20 protein-coding genes and 1 pseudogene are annotated in these 21,763 nt (G+C 52.6%); 18 read left to right on the top strand and 3 right to left on the bottom strand.

Annotated elements, in window-relative coordinates:
* The 7 genes from ACOTZP_RS01850 (at position 1) to ACOTZP_RS01820 (ending at position 7,261) form a co-directional block, all read left to right on the top strand.
* Positions 1 to 1,590: a methyl-accepting chemotaxis protein gene (locus ACOTZP_RS01850; protein ID WP_058646632.1), complete on the top strand. Its 1,590-nt coding sequence runs from the start codon at positions 1 to 3 to the stop codon at positions 1,588 to 1,590.
* A gap of 62 nt (positions 1,591 to 1,652) precedes the next feature.
* On the top strand, positions 1,653 to 2,579 hold the full coding sequence (gene glsB, locus ACOTZP_RS01845; protein WP_003857165.1) for a glutaminase B: 927 nt from the start codon (positions 1,653 to 1,655) through the stop codon (positions 2,577 to 2,579).
* Entirely contained in the window at positions 2,579 to 2,941 is a 363-nt protein-coding gene (locus ACOTZP_RS01840; protein ID WP_048965757.1) for a DUF4186 domain-containing protein, read from the top strand. The genes glsB and ACOTZP_RS01840 overlap by 1 nt, the downstream gene beginning before the upstream one ends.
* Before the next feature lie 58 nt (positions 2,942 to 2,999).
* The gene (locus ACOTZP_RS01835; protein WP_271074748.1) at positions 3,000 to 3,965 is read left to right on the top strand and encodes a sensor domain-containing diguanylate cyclase; all 966 of its coding nucleotides are present in this window, start codon (positions 3,000 to 3,002) and stop codon (positions 3,963 to 3,965) included.
* An 82-nt stretch (positions 3,966 to 4,047) separates the two neighbouring features.
* On the top strand, positions 4,048 to 4,575 hold the full coding sequence (locus ACOTZP_RS01830) for a GNAT family N-acetyltransferase (RefSeq protein WP_023300102.1): 528 nt from the start codon (positions 4,048 to 4,050) through the stop codon (positions 4,573 to 4,575).
* A 116-nt stretch (positions 4,576 to 4,691) separates the two neighbouring features.
* Positions 4,692 to 6,143, top strand: coding sequence for a tagaturonate reductase (locus tag ACOTZP_RS01825; RefSeq protein WP_271074747.1), 1,452 nt, complete (start codon positions 4,692 to 4,694; stop codon positions 6,141 to 6,143).
* A 203-nt stretch (positions 6,144 to 6,346) separates the two neighbouring features.
* Positions 6,347 to 7,261, top strand: a complete 915-nt coding sequence (locus ACOTZP_RS01820) for a bestrophin family protein (RefSeq protein ID WP_150311789.1) — start codon at positions 6,347 to 6,349, stop codon at positions 7,259 to 7,261.
* On the opposite strand, the gene ACOTZP_RS01815 is transcribed toward ACOTZP_RS01820, so the two are convergent.
* A complete protein-coding gene (locus ACOTZP_RS01815; RefSeq protein WP_023300104.1) occupies positions 7,249 to 7,797 on the bottom strand; it encodes a GNAT family N-acetyltransferase in 549 nt (182 codons plus the stop codon). The genes ACOTZP_RS01820 and ACOTZP_RS01815 overlap by 13 nt on opposite strands.
* A 444-nt stretch (positions 7,798 to 8,241) precedes the next feature.
* Here ACOTZP_RS01815 and ACOTZP_RS01810 point away from each other — a divergent pair, with 444 nt between their 5' ends.
* The 9 genes and pseudogenes from ACOTZP_RS01810 (at position 8,242) to ACOTZP_RS01770 (ending at position 17,953) form a co-directional block, all read left to right on the top strand.
* Positions 8,242 to 8,574, top strand: coding sequence for a hypothetical protein (locus tag ACOTZP_RS01810; RefSeq protein WP_023300105.1), 333 nt, complete (start codon positions 8,242 to 8,244; stop codon positions 8,572 to 8,574).
* Between the two features lie 627 nt (positions 8,575 to 9,201).
* The gene (locus ACOTZP_RS01805; protein WP_421633594.1) at positions 9,202 to 9,717 is read left to right on the top strand and encodes a CPBP family intramembrane glutamic endopeptidase; all 516 of its coding nucleotides are present in this window, start codon (positions 9,202 to 9,204) and stop codon (positions 9,715 to 9,717) included.
* Positions 9,718 to 9,731: 14 nt separating this feature from the next.
* Positions 9,732 to 10,985, top strand: coding sequence for an HlyD family secretion protein (locus ACOTZP_RS01800; RefSeq protein WP_032624257.1), 1,254 nt, complete (start codon positions 9,732 to 9,734; stop codon positions 10,983 to 10,985).
* Positions 10,985 to 13,192 (top strand): peptidase domain-containing ABC transporter, encoded by a 2,208-nt coding sequence (locus ACOTZP_RS01795; protein WP_271074746.1) that lies wholly within the window; start codon positions 10,985 to 10,987, stop codon positions 13,190 to 13,192. The genes ACOTZP_RS01800 and ACOTZP_RS01795 overlap by 1 nt, the downstream gene beginning before the upstream one ends.
* A gap of 39 nt (positions 13,193 to 13,231) precedes the next feature.
* A pseudogene (locus ACOTZP_RS01790) lies at positions 13,232 to 13,420 on the top strand (GNAT family N-acetyltransferase); the annotation flags it as partial.
* 134 nt (positions 13,421 to 13,554) lie between these two features.
* Entirely contained in the window at positions 13,555 to 14,550 is a 996-nt protein-coding gene (locus ACOTZP_RS01785) for an alpha/beta fold hydrolase (RefSeq protein ID WP_271074745.1), read from the top strand.
* A gap of 44 nt (positions 14,551 to 14,594) precedes the next feature.
* Positions 14,595 to 15,335: a response regulator gene (locus tag ACOTZP_RS01780; RefSeq protein WP_271074744.1), complete on the top strand. Its 741-nt coding sequence runs from the start codon at positions 14,595 to 14,597 to the stop codon at positions 15,333 to 15,335.
* On the top strand, positions 15,332 to 16,627 hold the full coding sequence (locus tag ACOTZP_RS01775; RefSeq protein ID WP_271074743.1) for an ATP-binding protein: 1,296 nt from the start codon (positions 15,332 to 15,334) through the stop codon (positions 16,625 to 16,627). Before ACOTZP_RS01780 ends, ACOTZP_RS01775 begins: the two co-directional genes overlap by 4 nt.
* 135 nt (positions 16,628 to 16,762) lie before the next feature.
* Positions 16,763 to 17,953: a cytochrome c biogenesis protein/redoxin gene (locus ACOTZP_RS01770; RefSeq protein ID WP_271074742.1), complete on the top strand. Its 1,191-nt coding sequence runs from the start codon at positions 16,763 to 16,765 to the stop codon at positions 17,951 to 17,953.
* Between the two features lie 6 nt (positions 17,954 to 17,959).
* Here the strand turns inward: ACOTZP_RS01770 and tam are convergent, their stop codons facing one another.
* Both tam and ACOTZP_RS01760 read right to left on the bottom strand, forming a co-directional pair.
* Positions 17,960 to 18,718, bottom strand: coding sequence for a trans-aconitate 2-methyltransferase (tam, locus tag ACOTZP_RS01765; RefSeq protein ID WP_154850505.1), 759 nt, complete (start codon positions 18,716 to 18,718; stop codon positions 17,960 to 17,962).
* 84 nt (positions 18,719 to 18,802) lie between these two features.
* Entirely contained in the window at positions 18,803 to 19,387 is a 585-nt protein-coding gene (locus ACOTZP_RS01760) for a GDP-mannose pyrophosphatase (protein WP_271074741.1), read from the bottom strand.
* A gap of 86 nt (positions 19,388 to 19,473) precedes the next feature.
* Here ACOTZP_RS01760 and ACOTZP_RS01755 point away from each other — a divergent pair, with 86 nt between their 5' ends.
* Both ACOTZP_RS01755 and ACOTZP_RS01750 read left to right on the top strand, forming a co-directional pair.
* Positions 19,474 to 20,232, top strand: coding sequence for a DeoR/GlpR family DNA-binding transcription regulator (locus tag ACOTZP_RS01755; RefSeq protein WP_023306208.1), 759 nt, complete (start codon positions 19,474 to 19,476; stop codon positions 20,230 to 20,232).
* Between the two features lie 104 nt (positions 20,233 to 20,336).
* Positions 20,337 to 21,629 carry a glycoside hydrolase family 28 protein gene (locus tag ACOTZP_RS01750; RefSeq protein ID WP_271074740.1) on the top strand — a complete coding sequence of 431 codons (1,293 nt, stop codon included), beginning with the start codon at positions 20,337 to 20,339 and terminating at the stop codon, positions 21,627 to 21,629.
* Positions 21,630 to 21,763: the final 134 nt, after the last annotated feature.

The raw sequence follows: 21,763 nt of genomic DNA, 5'->3' as shown, positions 1-21,763 counted from the left end.
ATGAACCTAACGCAAATTTTTCGTCGTCTTGCGCAGCGCTTTTTTCCTCGTCAGTTTGGCCTGCTGACCGGCATCTTTTGTATTATCGGCCTTTTCTCCGCCCTGCAACTTTCATCCTCCTTCCTGCTTACTGCCTCCCTGAATCAAGCCCAGCGTAACGAACAGCGCAATCAGCTGGTCTGGCAGCAACAGAGCAGGCTGGATCAGGCACGTATTTCGCTGCTTGCGGCGAGCGATCTGCTCAACCGCTCCGGGGTGTACTTTATGCAGGATAAAGAGACCGGTTCGGAAGGGAGCTGGCATAGCCTGATGGACGAGGCGCAAAAATCCCTGGCGGCGTCTCAGCAGGCATGGCAAGCCTGGCTCGCGCTTAATCCTACGCAGGACGAGGGGCTTGTTAATAGCTATCAGCTGTTCTTCGGTGCCATTAGCGAGCAGGCGGAAGGGCTGGTGAAAACCAACAGCATCGACCTCTTTTTCGCCGTACCCGCCCAGGCGTTTCAGACCGATTTTAATGACAACTTTGCACGTTATCAGCAACGGAGTGAGAAGCAGGCGATACAGGGGCGTCAGACGCTCATGGAACAACTCTCAGGCCTGCAACGGCTGTTCCTGTTTGCGCCGCTGGTGCTGCTGGCTATTGCCATTGCCGTCTGGTTTGCAATGGCGAAATGGGTGATATCCCCGCTACGCCGTCTGATTGTCCATATTAACCAGCTTGCGGCAGGGGATTTGTCGGGAATACCCCCTGACGTTGTGCGTTTTAACCGTGAAATCAGCCAGCTCAGCGGCAGTATTACCGCCATGCAGCGCGGGCTCCAGCAACTGGTGACTCAGGTCAGCGAGGCCACTACCTCTATGGTCGAAAATATCGGGTCACTTGCGCAGGGGAACCAGAAGCTTTATCAGCAGTCCACGCGACAGGCCAAAGAGCTGGAGGAGGTGACCGCGCATATCGCCGATCTCGAAACCCACGTTGAGGGGAACACGGGTTATGCAAAACTCGCCCGCTCGCGCGCGGATGAAGCCCGACAGGCTGCCGTCGGCGGGGAGCAAATGATGACAGCGGTGAATGGCTCGATGCAGACGATCGTCGACCGATCCTCAGAGATGCGTGGGATCGTCGCCATGATCGACAGCGTGGCGTTTCAGACCAATATTCTGGCCCTCAACGCTGCCATTGAAGCCGCCCATGCGGGAGAACAGGGGCGCGGGTTCGCGGTGGTCGCCCGTGAAGTGGGGCTGCTGGCCAGAAAAAGCAGTCACTCTACGCAAACCATCCAGTCGCTAATTAACCACTCGCTACAGGGCATTGAAGAAGGTTCTCAGGTGGTAAACCGTCTGGAAGAAAATCTCCAGCAGGTCACCGGGCTGGTGGCCAATCTGAGTAGCCTGCTGAATGATATTTCGCTGGCCACTCTAAATCAGGGGGAAAGCATTCATCAGATGACGCGCCAACTTCAGGCGCTGAATCAGGTATCGCGTCAGACAGATGTGCTGGTTAGCGAAGCGTCGAATGCCTCTGAGCGCCTGCATCGGGAGTCAGATCTTTTGTTGCAGGCCGTCTCGCGTTTTCGTCTCCCTGCCTGACGTGACGTATAAGCCTCTGTTATACTCGCAGCCCGTTTTAGCCTGAGGGCAAGGAGCAAAGTGTGGCTGCGGTCATCCATAATGAGATGCTGGACGAGATTCTGGCGCAGGTTCGTCCGTTACTGGGGCAGGGTAAGGTTGCCGATTACATTCCCGCGCTGGCCTCGATCAGCGGTAATAAGCTCGGCATCGCCATTTGTACTGTCGACGGGCAGCGTTTTCAGGCGGGAGATGCACTGGAGCGCTTTTCAATTCAGTCGATCTCAAAAGTGCTTAGCCTCGTTGCCGCCATGCGCCAGTATGACGAGCAGGAGATCTGGCAGCGGGTGGGCAAAGATCCCTCCGGTCAGCCCTTCAACTCCCTTCTCCAGCTTGAAATCGAACAGGGTAAGCCGCGCAACCCGTTTATCAACGCCGGGGCGCTGGTGGTGTGCGATATGCTGCAAAGCCGGCTGAGCGCGCCGCGCCAGCGTATGCTCCAGATTGTGCGGCAGCTTTCCGGCGTGCAGGACATCGCCTACGATCCGGTGGTAGCGCGCTCTGAGTTTGAACACTCTGCACGTAACGCCGCCATCGCCTGGCTGATGAAGTCCTTCGGCAACTTTCATAATGATGTCGCCACGGTTCTGCAAAACTATTTTCATTACTGCGCCCTGAAGATGAACTGCGTTGAACTGGCGCAGACTTTTCTGTTTCTGGCGCATCAGGGCCATGCCCCGCATCTGGGCGAGGACGTTGTCTCCCCGATGCAGGCCCGGCAGATCAACGCCTTAATGGCAACCAGCGGAATGTATCAGAACGCCGGGGAGTTTGCCTGGCGCGTGGGGCTGCCGGCTAAATCCGGCGTTGGCGGCGGCGTTGTGGCCATTGTTCCGCACGAGATGGCGATTGCCGTCTGGAGCCCGGAACTGGACGAGACCGGCAACTCACTGGCGGGCGTCGCGGCGCTGGAACAGCTGACCAAACGCCTTGGACGGTCCGTATACTGATGTCCACGTTAGATCCTCTGTTTACGCGACTGGCTCGCTCCACGTTTCGTTCACGATTTCATTTAGGGATGAAAGAGCGGCAATACTGCTGGGATAAGGGCGCGGACACTATCGATAAGCATGCCGCTGATTTTATCGCCGCGCGGCTGGCGCCTGCACACCCGGTGAATGACGGTAAGCAGACGCCGATGCGCGGCCATCCGGTTTTTATCGCCCAGCATGCCACGGCAACCTGCTGTCGGGGCTGTCTGGCTAAGTGGCATGCTATCCCGCAGGGCGTGCCGCTGAGTGCGCAGCAGCAACAGTATATCGTCAACGTGATCCATCATTGGCTGGTCATTGAGGTAAATCGTGCCTCCTGAACTGACAATGTCTCTGTTTAAGCTACGCTTTTACTAATGCTCAGCGTCAGGAGACGTCATGAAAGCACCTCTAATTCCCGTGAATGAAACGGAGCGCATGAATGCGCTGCGCGAGTCCGGTCTGCTTGAGATCGACAATTATCCCGCGTTTGATCGTCTCACGCGGCTGGCAACACGCTTTTTCAGGGTGCCGCTGGCGATGATTACGCTGGTGGATGACCACGCTGCGATCGTGAAATCTGCCGACGGGCGGGCACTCGCCAGCCAGACTCGCGATCTCTCGTTTTGTGGTCATACGATCCTGGGTGACGCGCCGCTGCTGGTGGCTGACACGCTGCTGGACGAACGCTTTGCGGATAATCCGCAGGTGGCGGGAGATCCGGGCGTGCGCTTTTATGCCGGTTTCCCGCTGCGCTTACGTGACGGGGCGTGCGTAGGATCGTTGTGTCTCATTGATTACGCACCGCGTGAGTTTACCGCGGCGGATTCCGCCGTACTGGCCGATCTCAGCGCGCTGGCAGAAGATGAATTTGCAGCCGTTAGCGCCGCCACGACCGATGAACTCACGGGCCTGTTTAACCGACGCGGGTTTAACCAGTTTGCGCAGTTTGCACTGTCGGTTTCGCAGCGTAGGGCAGAACCGTTAACGCTTGGCTGGCTGGATCTGGACCATTTCAAAACCATTAACGATCGCTTCGGGCATCAGGAGGGCGACAAGGCCCTGAAAGCGATGGCCGCCCTGATGCGCTCCTCATTCCGCGAGGCCGACATGCTGGTGCGTTTCGGGGGAGATGAGTTCGCGGTGCTGTTTGCGGATACCGATGAGCCTGGCGCCTGGATCGCCATGCAGTATCTTGTCGAACAAACGGAGAAGTATAACGCGCGTCAGCTGCATCCCTGGTCGTTACAGTTCTCCTGGGGGCTGAGCGAGTTCGATCATCACCGCAACGATATGCAGGCATGGTTAAAACACGCGGATGCGCAAATGTACGCCATGAAGCGGCAACATCACGGCGAAAAATGACATAACGAAATCCTATGTCATCGCTTATTGCGTAACAAAAATGTTAATAGCAAAGTGGAGAGATTCAACCTAAGGACGCGCAATGAACTCTCCCATGCTGATTAAACCTCTCTCCCGACAGGACATCCTCACCCACATTGATGCCCTGAGCGATATCCTCGTCAACTGTGTCAACGGCGGCGCCTCCGTCAGCTTTATGCTGCCTTTTTCTCCCGAGAAAGCCCAAACCTTCTGGCTCGGCGTCGCAGACAGCGTCGGGCGCGACGAGCGTACCGTCCTGGGCTGTTTTGACGCGGAGCAGGGGCTGGTTGGCACGGTCCAGCTGATCACCGACCAGCCGGAAAACCAGCCGCACCGCGCAGATGTCGCGAAACTTCTGGTACATGAGAAGGCGCGCCGTAAAGGTGCGGCAATGGCGCTGATGGAAGCCCTGGAGGCGGTTGCGCGTGAAAAAGCGCTTACGGTGCTGGTGCTTGATACCTCGACCGGCAGCGGCGCGGAGACGTTTTATCAGAGAGCGGGCTGGCAAAAGGCGGGGGAGATCCCACGCTACGCCCTGATGCCGAACGGGGACATGACGGCGACTTCGGTGTTCTATAAATTTCTTTGATATTTTTCACCATCGCGTCCTGAGTTGATCCAGACAGGGGTTCTGGTCCTGAAGTTTTGAAAAGTTATCACACCAATCTTATCAGGCTGTATGACTAATCATAAAGGACCTCCATTGTGAACACACTCAACCGTCGTGATTTCCCCGGTGCGCGCTACCCTGAACGTATCATCCAGTTTGGCGAAGGTAACTTCCTCCGCGCGTTCGTTGACTGGCAAATCGACCTCTTAAACGAGCATACCGATCTCAATGGAGGTGTGGTGATTGTACGGCCGATCCAGAGTGATTTTCCGCCGTCGCTGAGCACCCAGGATGGTCTGTATACGACGATTATTCGTGGTCTGAATGAGGAGGGGGAAGCGGTAAGCGATGCGCGTCTTATTCGTTCCGTGAATCGTGAAATCAGCGTCTATAGCCAGTACGATGAATTCCTGAAACTCGCCCATAACCCGGAGATGCGGTTTGTCTTCTCCAATACCACGGAGGCGGGGATCGGCTATCACGCGGGCGATAAGTTTGACGATGCGCCAGCTGTCAGCTATCCGGCCAAACTGACGCGTCTGCTGTTCGAACGCTTTACCCACTTTAACGGGGCTGCGGATAAAGGCTGGATCATCATTCCTTGTGAGCTTATCGACTACAACGGCGATGCCCTGCGTGAACTGGTGCTGCGTTATGCACAGGAGTGGGCGCTGCCAGCGGCATTCATTGCGTGGCTGAATAACGCTAACACCTTCTGCTCGACGCTGGTTGACCGCATTGTTACCGGCTATCCGCGTGATGAGGTGGCAGAGCTGGAAGCCGGGCTGGGCTATCACGACAGCTTCCTCGACACGGCAGAACATTTCTACCTGTTTGTTATTCAGGGGCCAAAATCACTTTCAGCTGAATTGCGCCTGGATAAATACCCGCTCAACGTCCTGATTGTTGACGATATCAAGCCTTATAAAGAGCGTAAGGTGGCGATCCTCAACGGCGCACACACGGCGCTGGTTCCGGTCGCTTTTCAGGCCGGGCTGGATACGGTAGGGGAAGCCATGAACGACGGGGAGATTTGCGCGTTCGTAGAGAAGGCTATTTATGAGGAGATTATTCCGGTCCTGGATCTGCCGCGCGATGAGCTGCACTCCTTCGCCAGTGCCGTAACGGGGCGTTTTCGTAATCCGTATATTAAGCATCAGCTGCTGTCGATTGCACTGAACGGGATGACCAAGTACCGCACCCGCATTCTGCCACAACTGCTGGCAGGGCAGAAGGCGACCGGTGAACTGCCAGCACGTCTGACGTTTGCCCTGGCGGCGCTAATTGCATTTTACCGTGCCGAGCGCAACGGTGAGCGCTATCCGGTGCAGGACGATGCGCACTGGCTTGAACGTTACCAGCAGCTGTGGACGCAACATCACGACAAACAAGTCACTACCCGTGAACTGGTATCGTCAGTGTTAAGTGTGAGCGAGCACTGGGAACAGGATCTCACTCTGGTGAACGGACTGGTAGACCAGGTTGCCCAGGATCTGGATGCAATTTTAAGCAAAGGCATGCGCGAGGCGGTGAAACCGCTCTGCTAATCATAATGCCCGGCGTTTGCCGGGTTTTTTACAGACCAGTATTAGTTACAACATACTATACGTCCTTTTTTTTTAAAAAGCACATGCAGCACCGTGCGGTCAGGGCTTAACAGGTCAGAAAATGCAATGAACTATTAACATGCTTGCAACCGTGATGAGGATCACGTTTAATAGCCGCGCTCTTTACTTTTCTGAAGCTGATTATGATTGTTCGTCCTCAACAGCACTGGCTGCAACTGATTTTTGTCTGGCATGGTTCGGTACTTCCCAAAATTTATACCCGACTGCTGCTTAACTTCCTGCTTTCCATCGCCGTGATTGTCATGCTGCCGTGGTACACCTCGCTGGGTATCCGCTTTACCGTCGCGCCGTTCAGCATTCTGGGCGTGGCTATCGCCATCTTCCTGGGATTTCGCAATAACGCCTGTTATTCGCGCTACGTTGAGGCGCGTCTGCTTTGGGGGCAGTTGATGATAGCGGCGCGCTCGCTGTTTCGCGAGGTAAAAAACACCTTGCCGGATGATAAACATCTTGGAGAGTTTGTCCGCCTGCAAATCGCGTTTGCTAACTGTCTGCGTATGACACTGCGCAGAAAAACCAATGCCGATCAGCTGTCCCGCTATCTGGCTCCAGACGATTTACGCAAAGTGATGGATGCCAACTCGCCGGCGAACCGTATCCTGCTGATCATGGGGGAGTGGCTGGCCGTACGGCGGCGCAGCGGGCACCTTTCAGACATCCTGTTTCACAGCCTCAACAACCGCCTGAACGATATGTCCATCGTGCTGGCAGGCTGTGAGCGTATCGCCAATACGCCAGTCCCGTTTGCCTATACGCTGATCCTGCACCGGACGGTGTATTTGTTCTGCATCATGCTGCCGTTTGCGCTGGTTGTTGATCTGCATTACATGACGCCCTTTGTCTCTGCGCTGATTTCCTACACTTTTATCTCGCTTGATACGCTGGCGGAAGAGCTGGAAGATCCGTTTGGGACGGAAGATAACGATCTGCCGCTGGACGCCATCTGCAACATGATGGAGCGCGATCTGTTGCAGATGAACGATGAAGAGAACATCCCTGAAAGGCTAATGCCGGATAAGCATTATCAGCTGACCTGACGGGCATTCCACTCGTCGCGGGTGATTTCCCACAGCTCCGAATCCAGCAGACCGCTGACATAGGCTTTCTTCTCTGTCCTGATGAGTCGCATGCCGCTGCTGTCTGAAATACGTCGGGAGCGGCTGTTGGCCGCCGCTTTCGGCGCGCGTAACACCGCTTTGTTAAGCGTATTGAACCAGTAATCCGTTGCCGCGATACTCGCCTCACGCATATATCCCTGGCCCTGAAATTCCGGCGCGAGCCAGAACCCCCTGTTGTTGTCCTCCACGTCATACAGGCAAATCAACCCCATCAGTTCGTCAGGCGCTTCGCGACGGCGAATCGTCCAGAACCACGCAATCCCTTTGGCCATGTCGGGCAGTGCAACGTTGTTGACATAATTTTCTGCACCGTTTTCCGGGTAGGGCCAGGGGACTGAAGCCACCATATAGCGGACAATTTCCCAGCGCGGATAGCGTTGCTGGATCTGGACGGCATCGGCGGCAACAAGGGGTTTAAGTAATAAGCGTTCTGTCGTAAGCGTGGGTATCGTCATCCGGTGATCTCCATATTTGAGCGTTATCATTTGTTTGGGTTCTGATATTTCATCAATATCACATTCCAGTTGGTCGTGCTTTTGTTATTCAGATTTATTCATAAAGGAGTATGTAATGCCAAGAAAAGCCAGGCCCGAAGAAGCCGAAACACTCTGGCACGTCCGTAACGAAGCGATGCGCCATGGCTGTAAAATCTGTTACGACGCAGAAGTGATTGCGCGCTGGACGTCAGAAAAGATGCCTGAACATTACCGTACCTCCAGGTCGATTTCGTGTTATAGGCCTGCCCATGCAGGAGCTGAACTGCTCCCAAATGGAGCTACGGTTTACGAAGTTCAATAGCTTATTTACATTTGCTTACATAAATACACTTTCTTTACATTAAGTAATGTAAGATATTTTTTTAGCACAAAATGCAAAACTAAATTAAATGGAGATGATTTATGTCGAATATAAGAGCATTAAGCCTTAATGAGATAGCATTAGTAAGTGGCGGCAATGGAAGCGGTAATTATGAAGGTGCCGGTAGTCGTAACACCAGCTCTAAATCTGGTAATTCAAAAGGAAACAATGGCTCTATTTACAAGGGCGTTGACTCATGCGGCGCAGGAATCATCGGTGGTCTAATCGCCGGCTCTCCTGGGGGGCCAGTGGGTATGACCGCTGGGGTAATTGGTGGAGCTATAGCTGGCCAGTGCACAAAAGATAGTTTTTCAGATCGTGGTAGTAAAGATAAAAGTAATAATTACAACGGCCCCGGACAATGCCGTTGGTAAGTAATTTGAGTTGTGTGTGATAATAATTTAAAAGCTCATTATAACTGAATGTTATTCTAGGTGTTTCGATATTTAATGATTATTCGAAGTAGTCATGATGAGCTATTATTGTTGATAAAGTTAATGTAATCACAAGTATCGGGTTAAGCATGAAACAATTTTTAAATTTCCTAATTTACTTATTTTTTTTCATTATCGCATTTACCCTTTTGAAATACGCTGAAGTTCTTGAGTTTGACGAAGTATCACGGCCAGGGATTATATCAAGGTTTCTTATTGCGTTGATTGTATTAATAGCAGTAACTCGATGGGGCGTAAACTTGATGAATAGGTTTAAAAGTAAATAAAGTACACTCCGATAAAAATTGTTGTGTTGCAGAATGGAATCATTACAAATGTTCACTGAAGTTAAAGTGCATGATATCAAAAAATGATTACGATATCATAACCATATTTGTTGATTCTTATATAAAATATGAATTAATAATAGGTTGAACATGATAATCTTTAGGCATGTCTATCCATTCATTTATAGTAAGAAAAACGTAATTGTTCTTTTTATTGCGTCTGTTATCTCAATAATAATTACGTTATCGCCATCCATAACCCTCCGCTATCTTACTCTCGATGTGTCATTTTTCTTATTGTTTATTGCGGAATTTTCAATTGCATTTTTCTTGTATATTTTTTTACTTAAGGAAGTTGGATGGTTTTAAATTACGCCCAAGTAGAGATTTAACTTCAATAAAATTTTCTATTGTTGTGTTGTTTGTCATTTTGCTGGTTCAGTATAATGTTTATCTTTACAGGGACAATTTATATCATTATGGACCTTCCCATATTAGTTTTATAGCATTTATAATAGCCACCTTCGTAGTCCCATATTATGAGGAGATTATATACAGGGGCTGTATCTTCGGTGTTTTCCACTCAATTTTTAATAAAAAGTATATTATCCCATGTATATTGACTTCATTGTCTTTTTGTCTGATGCATGGACAGTATTATAACATTTTAGATCAATCCATTCTTTTTTTGGTGTCAATATTGCTATTAATAGTTAGAATAAGAAGTAGAGGGCTTTTTTATCCTATTATAATTCATTCGTGCATGAATGCTTTTGTTTTGTCGTTAAATTTTTGAAGGATATTTGGGATATGAATATCTTCAGGGAAGAGGCTTTAAATCATCAAACAGATTCTGATTATGGTGAGATTGTCTTACCTGCGTCATTCGGTTTATCAGTAAGCGCACTCACAACGTTATTCATATTTCTGTGCCTGATACTCTTTATTCTTTATGGTAGCTATACACGTAAGGCTCACCTTTCCGGAATCGTTATGCCCTCATCCGGGCTGGTAAAAATCACTCCTCAATATGCTGGCTACGTAACCAAATTGACCGCCTCAGAAGGTCAACACATTATTGCCGGTGAGACTCTTTATCATATCAGCGGTGAACATTTCAACGAACAGGGGGCAGGTACACTCGCTGCTATAAGACTTTCCCTACAAACTCAGTTTACAATGCTGACTTCTCAACAGACCCTGGAATTGCGTGACAACAGTCAGCAGCAGCATGCCATACAACAGCGAATAGTTTCCCTGAAACCTCAGGTTAAAAGTGCAGAAAAGCGTCTGTCACTTGCCGTGCATCAGGCTGCGCTGGCCGTGTCTGTTATGGAGCGCTATAAGAAACTTGCTGATACGCATTACGTATCAGATATCGAATACCAGCAGAAGCAGATTGACGTTTCAACGTCACAGCAAAACGTTGAGGATCAGCGTCAGGGGCTTCTGCAACTGCACACCGCGATGGAGGCTGCTAAAGACGACCTTGACCATCTCATCGTTCAGGGTGAAAGCCGGAAGGCTGAAATGGACAGGCAGTTGCAGGTTATCAGGCAACAGCAGGACGAACTGGCAGGTAAGGAAAATTTCACGCTGACTTCACCGGTATCCGGAACCGTTGCTGCCGTGCTGGTCAGACAGGGACAGTCTGTCAGGGCATCTGAACCTGTCATGACCCTCATTCCCGACAATGCCCGTTTGCAGATAGAACTCTATGCTACCAGTCAGAATGCTGGCTTTATTCAGGCGGGGCAGCGTGTTGCCCTGCGGTTCTCTGCCTTCCCCTATCAGAAGTTTGGTGTGCAGTACGGGACTATCCGTGAAATAAGCCATACAACGCTGACATCTTCTGATTTACTCTCCGTATCTCCTGTGACCTGGAAGGAGAATGAAGGTCATTACCGCGTCATCGTTGAACCTGAAAATACTTTTATTCTGGCTTATGGGAAACAGGAAGCCCTGCGCCCCGGCATGGTTCTTGAGGGGGATGTCAGCCTGGATACCCGCAATTTGTGGGAGTGGCTGACTGAGCCGCTCTGGAGCCTGAAAGGAAAGCTGTGATGGATACACTCAAATGGACCGGGAGAAAACAGCTTCCTCTCACCCGACAGACAGAGTCAGCGGAATGTGGTCTGGCATGCCTGGTCATGATGGCCTGCTGGCATGGTCTGCAAACAGACTTACCCACACTGCGCGAACGTTTCAGTATCAGCTCACAAGGGATGACCCTGCAGAGACTGACTGAATGTGCGGCCGGTATCGGATTATCCAGCCGGGCAGTTCGGCTGGAGCTTGAGGACCTAAGATCCCTTTCTCTCCCGTGTATTCTCCACTGGAACATGAATCATTTTGTTGTGCTACATAAAGTTCGCGGAAGCAGGCTGGTTATTCATGATCCGGAAAAGGGAAAAGTAACGCTCTCCCTACAGGATGCTGGAAAACATTTCACCGGCGTCGCGCTGGAGCTGATGCCAGCCAGTGATTTTACCGCTCGGGATGAAAGGAAAAAAATCCATCTGCGCCAACTGACAGGTAAAACACCGGGTCTGTTGTCGGCAATGTCGCGAATTATCGTTTTTGCCGTGGCACTCGAAATCCTGACACTGGGAAGCCCGCTTCTCAACCAGCTGGTGATTGATGAAGTCCTGGTGGTTGCCGACCAGAGTTTGTTGACCGTCATTATTATTGCGCTTCTGCTGATGTCACTGACCCAGATGCTGCTGTCACTGGCCCGCCAGTGGGCGAGTATTACACTGTCCGTCAATTTTAACATGCAGTGGACAGCACGGGTTTTCCATCATCTGGTCCATCTTCCTCTGGCCTGGTTTGATGCACGCAGTAAGGGGAGTATTAATGCTCGTTTTGAGGCGGTAGATACCATCCAGCAGGCGCTGACTACGCAAGTGCTGGAAGGTATTCTGGATGTGTTGCTCGTGGTGACTGCGCTTTGCATGATGCTGCTGTACAGTCCTGAAATGACATTGATCGCCGTACTTGCAGCCATTTTCTATGGTGTGTTGAGGGCACTGTGGTATCCGTCCCTTCGACAGTCGGCAGAAGATGCCTGGGATGCAGGTGCCAGGGAGTCCGGGCATTTTCTTGAAACACTCAACGGGATCCTCAGCCTGAGAATTAACGGTGTGACGGCACATCGTGAGGCCGCCTGGCTGAATCTCAACGTTGCCCGCAGAAATACGCAGTTGCGTCAGAGCCGTCTGCTGATGTGCTATGACATTGCTCACACTCTTACCGGCAGCGTGGTATCAGCAATCATTTTGTGGAAAGGCGCCGGGGAGGTATTGAATGGTACCTTCACCGTCGGCATGCTGGTTGCTTATTTATCCTATCAGACGCGTTTTTCTTCCAGTATCAGTAGCCTGACTGATAAGTTTTTTTCCTGGCGTATGCTCGATGTTTACAACGAACGACTGGCTGATATTGTACTGACCCCGACAGAAGGCCTTCAGCAACAGCCTTTTCGTGAGCATAACAACGCTTCGCACATTCCTTCTGTATCCCGCAGGGAGATGGCTGAAGATGCTCATGCTCCGCTAGTACTTGAGCACATTATCTTCAGCCACAAGGGAGGGAATAATCCGATAATTCGCGGAGTGTCGCTGACACTCCATCCCGGAGAAATTGTTGCCATTACAGGTAAATCCGGATGCGGTAAATCAACGCTGGTGAAGCTTATCCTTGGGATCCACATCCCTGATGAAGGCAGGATCAGGGCATTTGGCAAATTGCACACGCATCCGGATTACTTTCAGGTTCGTCAGCGTATCGGTACAGTACTGCAGGATGACCATCTTTTCAGAGGTTCTATAGCAGATAACATTATTTTTTTCAGTGATGACCGCAATTATGAACGAATGATTCAGTGCGCAAGACTGGCACTTGTCGACAGCGATGTTATGGCTATGCCGATGGGGTATCAGACGCTGATTGGTGAAACCGGCGGGGGGCTTTCCGGAGGACAAAAACAACGCATTCTGCTGGCGAGGGCGTTATACAAGAAACCGGGATTTCTGTTACTGGATGAAGCGACCAGCCACCTTGATGTTGAGAGTGAAATCCGGATAAGCCAGACCTTACGTCAACTGAGGCTTCCTGTCCTGCTGATAGCCCATCGCCCGGAAACCATTGCATCTGCAGACCGGGTTTTGTATCTGGCAGACGGCTACTTAACGGACCTGAAGCACCAGCAAAGTGTTAATGTTGACGAATCGGTTTGTGTTCAAACTAATGACGTGATCGATAAAAATTAACCTTAACGTATAATAATTTTCGATATCCAAACTGGCCTCTATCTGGAAGATTTGTTTGTTGATGCTGCCGAACGTGGCGCAGGGGCAGGCAAAGCCCTCATCGATGAGGGCAAGCGGGAAGGGTGGTCGCAACTTTACTGGGTCACCCGGGCAAACAACCCGGCGCGTAAACTCTATGACCACTATGGTGAAGCCGACGATTACGTCCGTTACCGAATCACCCTTTAACCGGATTTGTATCACACTGTATCTGCCTCTGTGATACATACACAGGTATGCAATAAAACCGCCTCCGCACACATCCCCTATACAAACCCATGGTGTTATATCTCCGTCAACTGAACTCACCCGGAGATAACATCATGTTTAACAAACTCGCATATTCAGCAGTCGCATTGACCGTTTCGCTTGGCACCTTAATGTCCTGTCAGGCAGAAGCGATGGGTAAGGATTACTCGTCGGCTTTTAACCAGGTAAAACAAATTAACGCCGGCGATCTGAACGTCGGTTATGTCGATATCGGGCCGAAAGACGGGCAACCAGTGATCCTGCTGCATGGCTGGCCGTACGATATTCACAGCTACGCGGAAGTTGCCCCCGCGCTGGCCGCGAAGGGGTATCGTGTCATTGTGCCGTCCCTGCGCGGGTACGGCACCACGCGCTTTATTTCTGATAAAACGCCGCGAAACGGCCAGCCTTCGGCAATGGCGAAAGACATCGTCAACCTGATGGACGCCCTGGATATCAAACAGGCGGTGTTTGCCGGTTATGACTGGGGTGCACGTACGGCGGATATCGTTGCGGCGCTCTGGCCGGAACGGGTGAAATCGCTGGTCTCGGTAAGTGGCTACCTGATCAGCAGCCAGGCGATTGGCAAACAGCCTTTACCGCCGAAGGCAGAAGTTCAGTGGTGGTATCAGTTCTATTTCGCCACGCCGCGCGGGGCGGAAGGCTATGCTAAAAATACACACGATTTTGCCCGGTTGATCTGGTCCCAGGCTTCGCCTGACTGGAAATTCAGCGATGCCACCTTCAATGCGAGCGCCAAATCCCTCGATAACCCGGACCACGTTGCCGTCACGCTCAGTAATTACCGCTGGCGTCTGGGGCTGGAGAAGGGTGAGCAGAAATATGACGCCTACGAACAGAAACTGGCTACGCTACCGAACATTACGGTGCCGACCATCACCATCGAGGGCGGTAACAACGGAGCACCACATCCTGCACCCGCAGCCTATGCGGGGAAATTCACCGGAAAATATGAGCACCGTACTTTCGGCGCAACAGTTGGCCACAACCCGCCGCAGGAAGATCCGCAGAACTTTGTTAAAGCCGTTGTCGACGCGGATAAGCTCTGATATGTGCTATTTTCAATCCGTTACCTCTTAATCAGGAGCCTGCGGTGGAGCATATTGATCACATCCTTGTCGTCGATGACGACAGGGATATTCGTGAACTGATTGTCGATTACCTCGTGAAATCCGGCTACCACGCCTCTGGCGCGGCGAACGGGAAAGAGATGCGCGTAGTGCTCGACAAACAGCATATCGACCTGGTGGTGCTGGACGTGATGATGCCCGGTGATGATGGCCTGACGGTGTGTCGACAGCTGCGCAGCAGCAGGCATAAGGATCTGCCGATCCTGATGCTCACCGCGCGCAACGAGGACATGGACCGGATCCTGGGACTGGAGATGGGCGCCGACGATTATGTGGTAAAACCGTTTGTGGCCCGCGAACTGCTGGCGCGTATCAAAACTATCCTGCGCCGTTTTCGTACTATGCCGCCTAATCTTCAGGTGACCGAGGCAGGGCGCCTGGTGGTGTTCGGTGAATGGCAGCTGGATACCGTGGCGCGTCATCTGATTGATAACGAGGGGATGGTTGTGGCGCTCAGCGGGGCGGAATATCGCCTTCTGCATGTATTTCTCGATCATCCTCAACGGGTGCTGACCCGCGATCAACTGCTGAACCTGACGCAGGGACGTGATGCCGAGCTGTTTGAGCGTTCGATTGATCTCCTGGTGAGCCGCGTGCGACAGCGCCTGAATGAAGATGCCCGCTCGCCAGCCTACATTAAAACCGTTCGCAGCGAAGGCTACGTTTTTACTATGCCGGTGACCATCGTCGAGGCCAATGAATGACGCTGTGGCCCCGCACCTTACTGGCCCGGCTGCTGATCATTGTGCTGCTTGGACTCTTGCTGGCTAACGCGCTCAGCCTGACGCTGGTCATGGTTGAGCGAATGCACAGCGCGCGCACGATTATGCTGGGCAATCTTGAGAATGACGTGGCGACCAGCGTGGCCATTCTCGACCGGCTTCCGGCCAAAGAGCGGCCAGAGTGGCTGGAACGGCTCGGTCGCGGTAATTATCGTTATATCCTTGGTCCCGGCGAGGCTGGCGCTGCGCCAACGGACAAGCGCTCGCGGGATGCGATTCGCACCCTGAAAGAGACGCTTTCAGTTCAATATCCGCTCCAGTTTACGGCAGTGCCGGGGCCTGTTTCCCACATTCAGGCCCATCTGACGCTCCGCGACGGCGCACCGCTCACTATCGATCTGATCCCGCGCATGCCGCCAGTCGCCAGCTGGTTACCCGTGGTGCTGGTTCTTCAGTTGTTACTTGTCGCGCTCTGCTCCTGGATTGCCGTGCGCCAGGTTGTCCGGCCTTTCCTGCAATTCACGCGCGCGGTTGATTCCCTCGATCCTGCGGCCCATTCTCCTATGACTGAAAAAGGTCCGGTTGAGGTGCGACAGGCGGCGCAGGCTTTTAATGAGATGCAGTCGCGGATACAAACTTATCTGCGTGAACGCGCGCAGATTCTGGCGTCCATTTCTCACGATCTTCAGACGCCCATCACGCGTATGAAGCTGCGGGTCGAAATGGCGGATCAGCCCGAACTCCACGATAAGTTGTTGAGCGACCTGGATAATATGTCGCGCCTGGTACGAGAAGGTATTGCCTATGCCCGGTCATCAGAATCACTGAAAGAGACCACGCTTAAGCTGGAGCTAAACGCGTGGGTTAACAGCATCGCCAGTGATTATCAGGACATTGGTAAAAACGTGCAGTTTCATGCACGCAGTACACGTCTGCCGATCGTCACCCGCCCCCAGGCATTGCGCCGGGTAATGACCAATCTGCTGGATAATGCGCTCAAGTTTGGCCATAGCGCGGTAATAGAGATTGATGAAGATGAAAGGCAGGTAGCGATCCGCATTATGGATAACGGCCCCGGCATCCCGGAGGCAGAACTGGGGGCGGTGTTACAGCCGTTCTACCGGGTTGAAACGTCGCGCAACCGCGAAACGGGCGGCACCGGGTTAGGCCTCGCCATTGCCGCGCAGCTCACCGCCCAGCTTGACGGGAAATTGCATCTTGCAAACCGGGCAGAGGGCGGGCTGGCCGTAAGCGTGACTCTTCCGCGCGTTTAATTGTACGCCTGTGTATCTGCGCGCCGTGCGGATACACAGGCAGACAAAATTCAGTTTTTTGCACACGGCCTGAACACATTCGCAGGGTGAAATGACCTCACTGCACCTTCGCAGCAACTGTATCGTGAGGTCGTTATGTTTCTGATAATCGCTTTTTTAGGCGGCATGATTAGCCTGCTCAGTCCGTGCACGCTTCCCGTTATTCCTCTGCTGTTCGCCGGCTTTCAGGGGCAGCGCAAACACATTCTGGCGCTTCTGGCGGGAATGATAGTGATGTTCACGTTTGTGGCGATGGTAGTAACGGTTGCCAGTGACTGGATCGCTGACGCCACCGTTATCGGTCGCTGGATTGCGCTGCTGGTACTGAGCATTGCCGCCCTGGCCCTGATCTTCCCGCAGTTCGCTCAGCGCATTGCCAGCCCGGCGGTCAGCGCTGGGAACGTTCTTAACACCCACAGCGTTCAGCGACACGGCATGTTTTCGGCTTTTCTGGCAGGGCTGGCCGTTGGACTTCTGTGGTCCCCCTGTGCAGGACCGATTCTCGGGGCGATCTTCGGCATTAACATTACTGGCCACTCGGCCATCGCAACCGGAGCGCTGTTAGCCGCTTACGGCAGTGGGTGCGCGTTGATGCTGGGGCTGCTTGTCGCGGGGGGCCGTAAGCTGATAACCCCTCTGAGAGCCAAATCCGCATTGATGGAGCGTCTGCGTCAGGGCGCAGGGGTGATGATGTTAGCCGCCGTGGCTTTCAACGCCTCAGGAATGACGTCGGTCCTGAAAGGCGCCAGCGGTATTACCGACCAGCTGGAAAACGCTCTCTTGAGCCTTGCGCAACCAACCTCCACGCAGGTGAAACTGCGACCGATCGCTGACGCAATGCCGAGCAGCCAGCTACCGTCATTGAGCGGCGGTACGGGTTGGGTAAACGGTGACCCTGTCACGTCTGAGGCCTTGCGGGGGAGAGTTGTTCTTATCGATTTCTGGACCTGGGACTGTATCAACTGCCAGCATACCCTTCCGCACGTGCGTGACTGGGCGAAGAAATATGAGTCACAAGGTCTGGTGGTGATTGGCGTCCACACCCCGGAATACCCCTGGGAAAAGCCGTTATCATCGGTGAAAAACGCGGTCAATAAATGGCAGCTGCCGTACCGCGTAGTGACGGATAATAACTACAAAATCTGGAGCGCGTTCGGAAATCAGTACTGGCCAGCGCATTACTATTTCGATGCGAAAGGGCAACTGCGTTACAGCGCGTTTGGCGAAGGTAACTACGACAAGCAGGAGGCCGTGATTCAGCAGTTGCTCAAGGAAGCGCGTTCCTGATCCGGCTTACGGAACCCGCTGAGCCACCATAAACAGGCGCGGAAAAGCCAGCAGTATCTGCCCGTTCTCCTGGAGCGGATACTGCTCTTCCAGCAGCTCAAGGTAGCGTTTCAGATAGTTTTTCTGCTCGCTTTCGTTGAGTTCCTGTAACCACGGCCGTAACCCCGTCGCGCTGACCCAGTCAATAATCGCCTGATGAGAGCTCATCTGATGGAAGTAGATGGTGCGCCAGATATCCACGTCACATCCCGCTTCCGTCAGAATATCGTAGTAGGCATGGATACCCGGCAATGGCTCGCGGCCACGATCGGGGTAGCCCTGTTCCCAGGCAACTTCACGCATCAGGGCGTGCGTCGGCTCAAGCCAGTTGTCAGGCATTTGCACCGCCAGCACGCCGTTTAACTGGAGCAGTGAAACCAGGTGTGGCAGAAGGTGGTAATGGTCCGGGATCCATTGCAGTGAGGCGTTGGCGAAGATCAGGCTGAGAGGCTGGTCAGGTTTGTAGTGACGGATATCCGCCTCAATAAAGTAGCAGTCTGGCAGGGCCTGTCGGGCTTCCTCCAGCATGGCCGGGGAGTTATCCACGCCGGCGATCTGCGCTGAAGGCCAGCGCTGTTTCAGCAGCGCGGTGCTGTTGCCTGGCCCGCAGCCCAAATCCACGGCAGAGGTTATGTCAGCAAGCGGCACCCGGGCGAGTAACTCAGCGGCGGGACGTGTGCGTTCTGCGCTGTACTGTAGATAAAGAGAGGGATCCCAGTCGGCCATTTTCGCATCTCCATGTTGAGGTGTTCAGCAAGAATAGCACAGGCAAATACCTGCGCAGGGGCAGGTATCCGGATAAACGTGATATTATAAAATGCCTTTCAGGGCCACGTGATAAAGCAGCATGATGGTTTTACCGTCGACGATCTGGCCATTCTCGATGCCACGAAGCGCGTCGTCCAGCGTCATTTCCAGCACGTCGATATCTTCCCCCTCTGCTTTAACGCCGCCGCCCGCGCTGGTCCGATCCTGCGGGTGATATTCCGCCAGATAGAAGTAGAGTTTTTCGGTAACGGAGCCCGGGCTCATATAGGCCTCAAAAATTTTCTCTACGCGCGTCACCTTATACCCGGTTTCCTCTTCCGCTTCGGCCTTAATCCGGCTTTCCGGGTCAAGGTTATCGAGCAACCCGGCAGCCGCCTCAATGAGATCCTCTTCGTGAACATTGATAAACACAGGGAAACGAAACTGACGTGTAAGAATGACTGTTTTGCTGTCGCGATTATAGAGCAGGATCGTCGCGCCATTCCCGCGGTCATACACTTCACGCTCTTGCCGCTGCCAGTCACCATCGCTGCGCTGGAGGTCAAAAGTGTATTTTTTCAGGTTATACCAGTTGTCGGACAACGTTTCGCTGTTGATGATGCGTATATCTGCACGTTTTGATTGCACGTTTGGCTCTCCTCTCGTAGAGTATGCATCATAAACAGCATTTTCGTGTAATTACAATAATTATCGTGCAACATCAGGAATCATTCATGCTCACAAGTCAGCGTAAACAGTTGATTCTGGAAAAGCTGGAGGCGGAAGGCCAGGTCCAGTCAACTGCGCTCAGCCTCTTTTTCTCGGTGTCTGAGGACACTATCCGCCGGGATCTACGTGAACTGGCGGCAGAAGGGCGTTTGCAGCGTGTCCACGGCGGCGCGCTTCCGGCATCTTCAGCGATTGCGCCTTTTGCCGAGCGTCAGTCCGTTAAAATGGATGCAAAAAAACGCGTGGCACGTCGGGGCGCGCAGCTCATTTCACCGGGGCAGGTAGTGATCATTGATGGCGGGACGACCACCTCAGAACTTATTACCTTCTTGCCGCCAGATTTGCGGGTAACCGTGGTGACGCACAGCCCGGGTATTGCATTGGGGCTGGTCAACCATCCGTGCATAGAGGTGATCCTGATTGGCGGTCGTTTGTATAAACACTCCATCGTCACGGTCGGCGCGGCCGCTATTGAAGGCATCAACAATATTCATGCGGATCTGTTTTTCATGGGTGTCACCGGCGTGCATCCTGAGGCCGGGCTGACCACCGGAGATTATGAAGAAGCATGCATCAAACGTGCATTTTCCGGCAGAGCGGCGGAAACGGTGGTATTGGCCTCACCGGAAAAGATCAACACGGCCTCGGCGTTTGTGATTGGCGATTTGTCGCAGGTGAATACGCTCGTTGTTGAAAACACAACGGATGAACGCTGGGTCAACGCTATGAAAGAAAAGGGCGTTGCGGTGATCGCCAGCCAGTAAATATCCGCATTTTTGCCAGCCTGCCTGCGTGGTTGTCAAACAGACAAAGGTTATCCATCACGCGGATTCCTAGACTAAGGCTTTCATCTGTTTAAGGAAAAGCCATGAAAGCGATCTCCATTCTGGCGTATGGCGCGGACCCAACCGCTCAACGCCTGGCAACGTCCGCCATTCAGCAGGCCAAAAATAGTGCTCAACAGAACGATGTCATCGTTATTCCGCAAGGCCGTTTTCTGACCGGCGCGTTGTTTCTGAAAAGCGGTGTTTCACTTCGCCTGGACGCTGGCGCACAGCTCGTTGGAAGCCAGGATCTGGCTGATTATCCCCTGATAAATACCCGGGTGGCCGGCATTGATATGCGCTGGCCGGCAGGCATTATTAATATCATCGATTGTGAAAACGTCAGCATTACCGGTACAGGCACGATAGACGGGCAGGGTGCAATTTGGTGGCAACGCTACTGGGGCGATGACGAGCGCAGCGGCATGGTTGGCGATTACAGCGCAAGAGGATTGCGCTGGGTTGTTGATTATGACTGTCAGCGCCCGCGCAATATTCTGGTCTTTGAAAGCCAGAGCATTCTGCTGCGTGATTTTACCAGTCGGGAGTCCGGATTCTGGAACATGCACCTCTGTTATTCGCGCCATATCGCGGTTGAGGGCGTGCAAATCAGCAATTCTGCGGGGCCGAGCACCGACGGGATTGACGTCGACTCCTGCGAACAGGTGCGGATTGAACGCTGCATTGTGTCCTGCAATGACGACAATATCTGCATCAAATCAGGACGAGGACGCGAAGCGGCGCAAAATGCACGTCCCGCGCGGGATATAGTGATTCGAGGATGTACGCTGAATAAGGGATCCGGGATCACACTGGGGAGTGAAACTTCAGGTGGCATTGAACGCGTCCTGATAGAAGATAACGCGTTTAACGGAACGGGCGTCGGGTTTCGCATTAAATCTGCTCGCAACCGGGGCGGATTTATCCGTGATATCACCGTACAAAATCTACGGCTTACGGACGTGCGTTTTCCGGTGCTGATCCAACTGAACTGGTTTCCGCAGTATAGCTATGGCGACCAGAGCAATTTATCTGATAAACCAGAACACTGGCGCAAACTGGCTGAAGGTGTTGAGGGCGAAGCCGGTCTTACTGCGGTCAGCGGACTGACGATTAAAAATATGACGGCGCGTCGATCAGACAGCAAATGCTTTTCGCGGGCATTTTTCATCGAGGGATATCCGGAGCGTCCTGTGGTCGGGTTAACGCTGGAGGGGATTTTGATTGACGCGTCAGAGTTCGGGAAAATTTCTGGTGTGGATGAGCTGCGCTTTAAGGATGTACAGGTGACTGCCGTGGAGATCACGCAAGACCGTAACGACAGTTATGAACGTTGATGGCACAGAACAGAGGGACATGATGCGCGGAATGAGCAGAACAAGGAAGGGTCTGAACTGGCTGGATTTACTCGTATTCAATCTAAGTGCGCATAATGTATATTATGTTAAATTTAGTCCGTCGTTCATTTAGT

It is taken from the genome of Enterobacter cloacae complex sp. SYL001 (assembly GCF_049237025.1).
GTDB lineage: Bacteria > Pseudomonadota > Gammaproteobacteria > Enterobacterales > Enterobacteriaceae > Enterobacter > Enterobacter intestinihominis.
The sequence above is the reverse complement of the archived record's forward strand: the minus strand, read 5'-3'. Positions and strand labels throughout refer to the sequence as shown.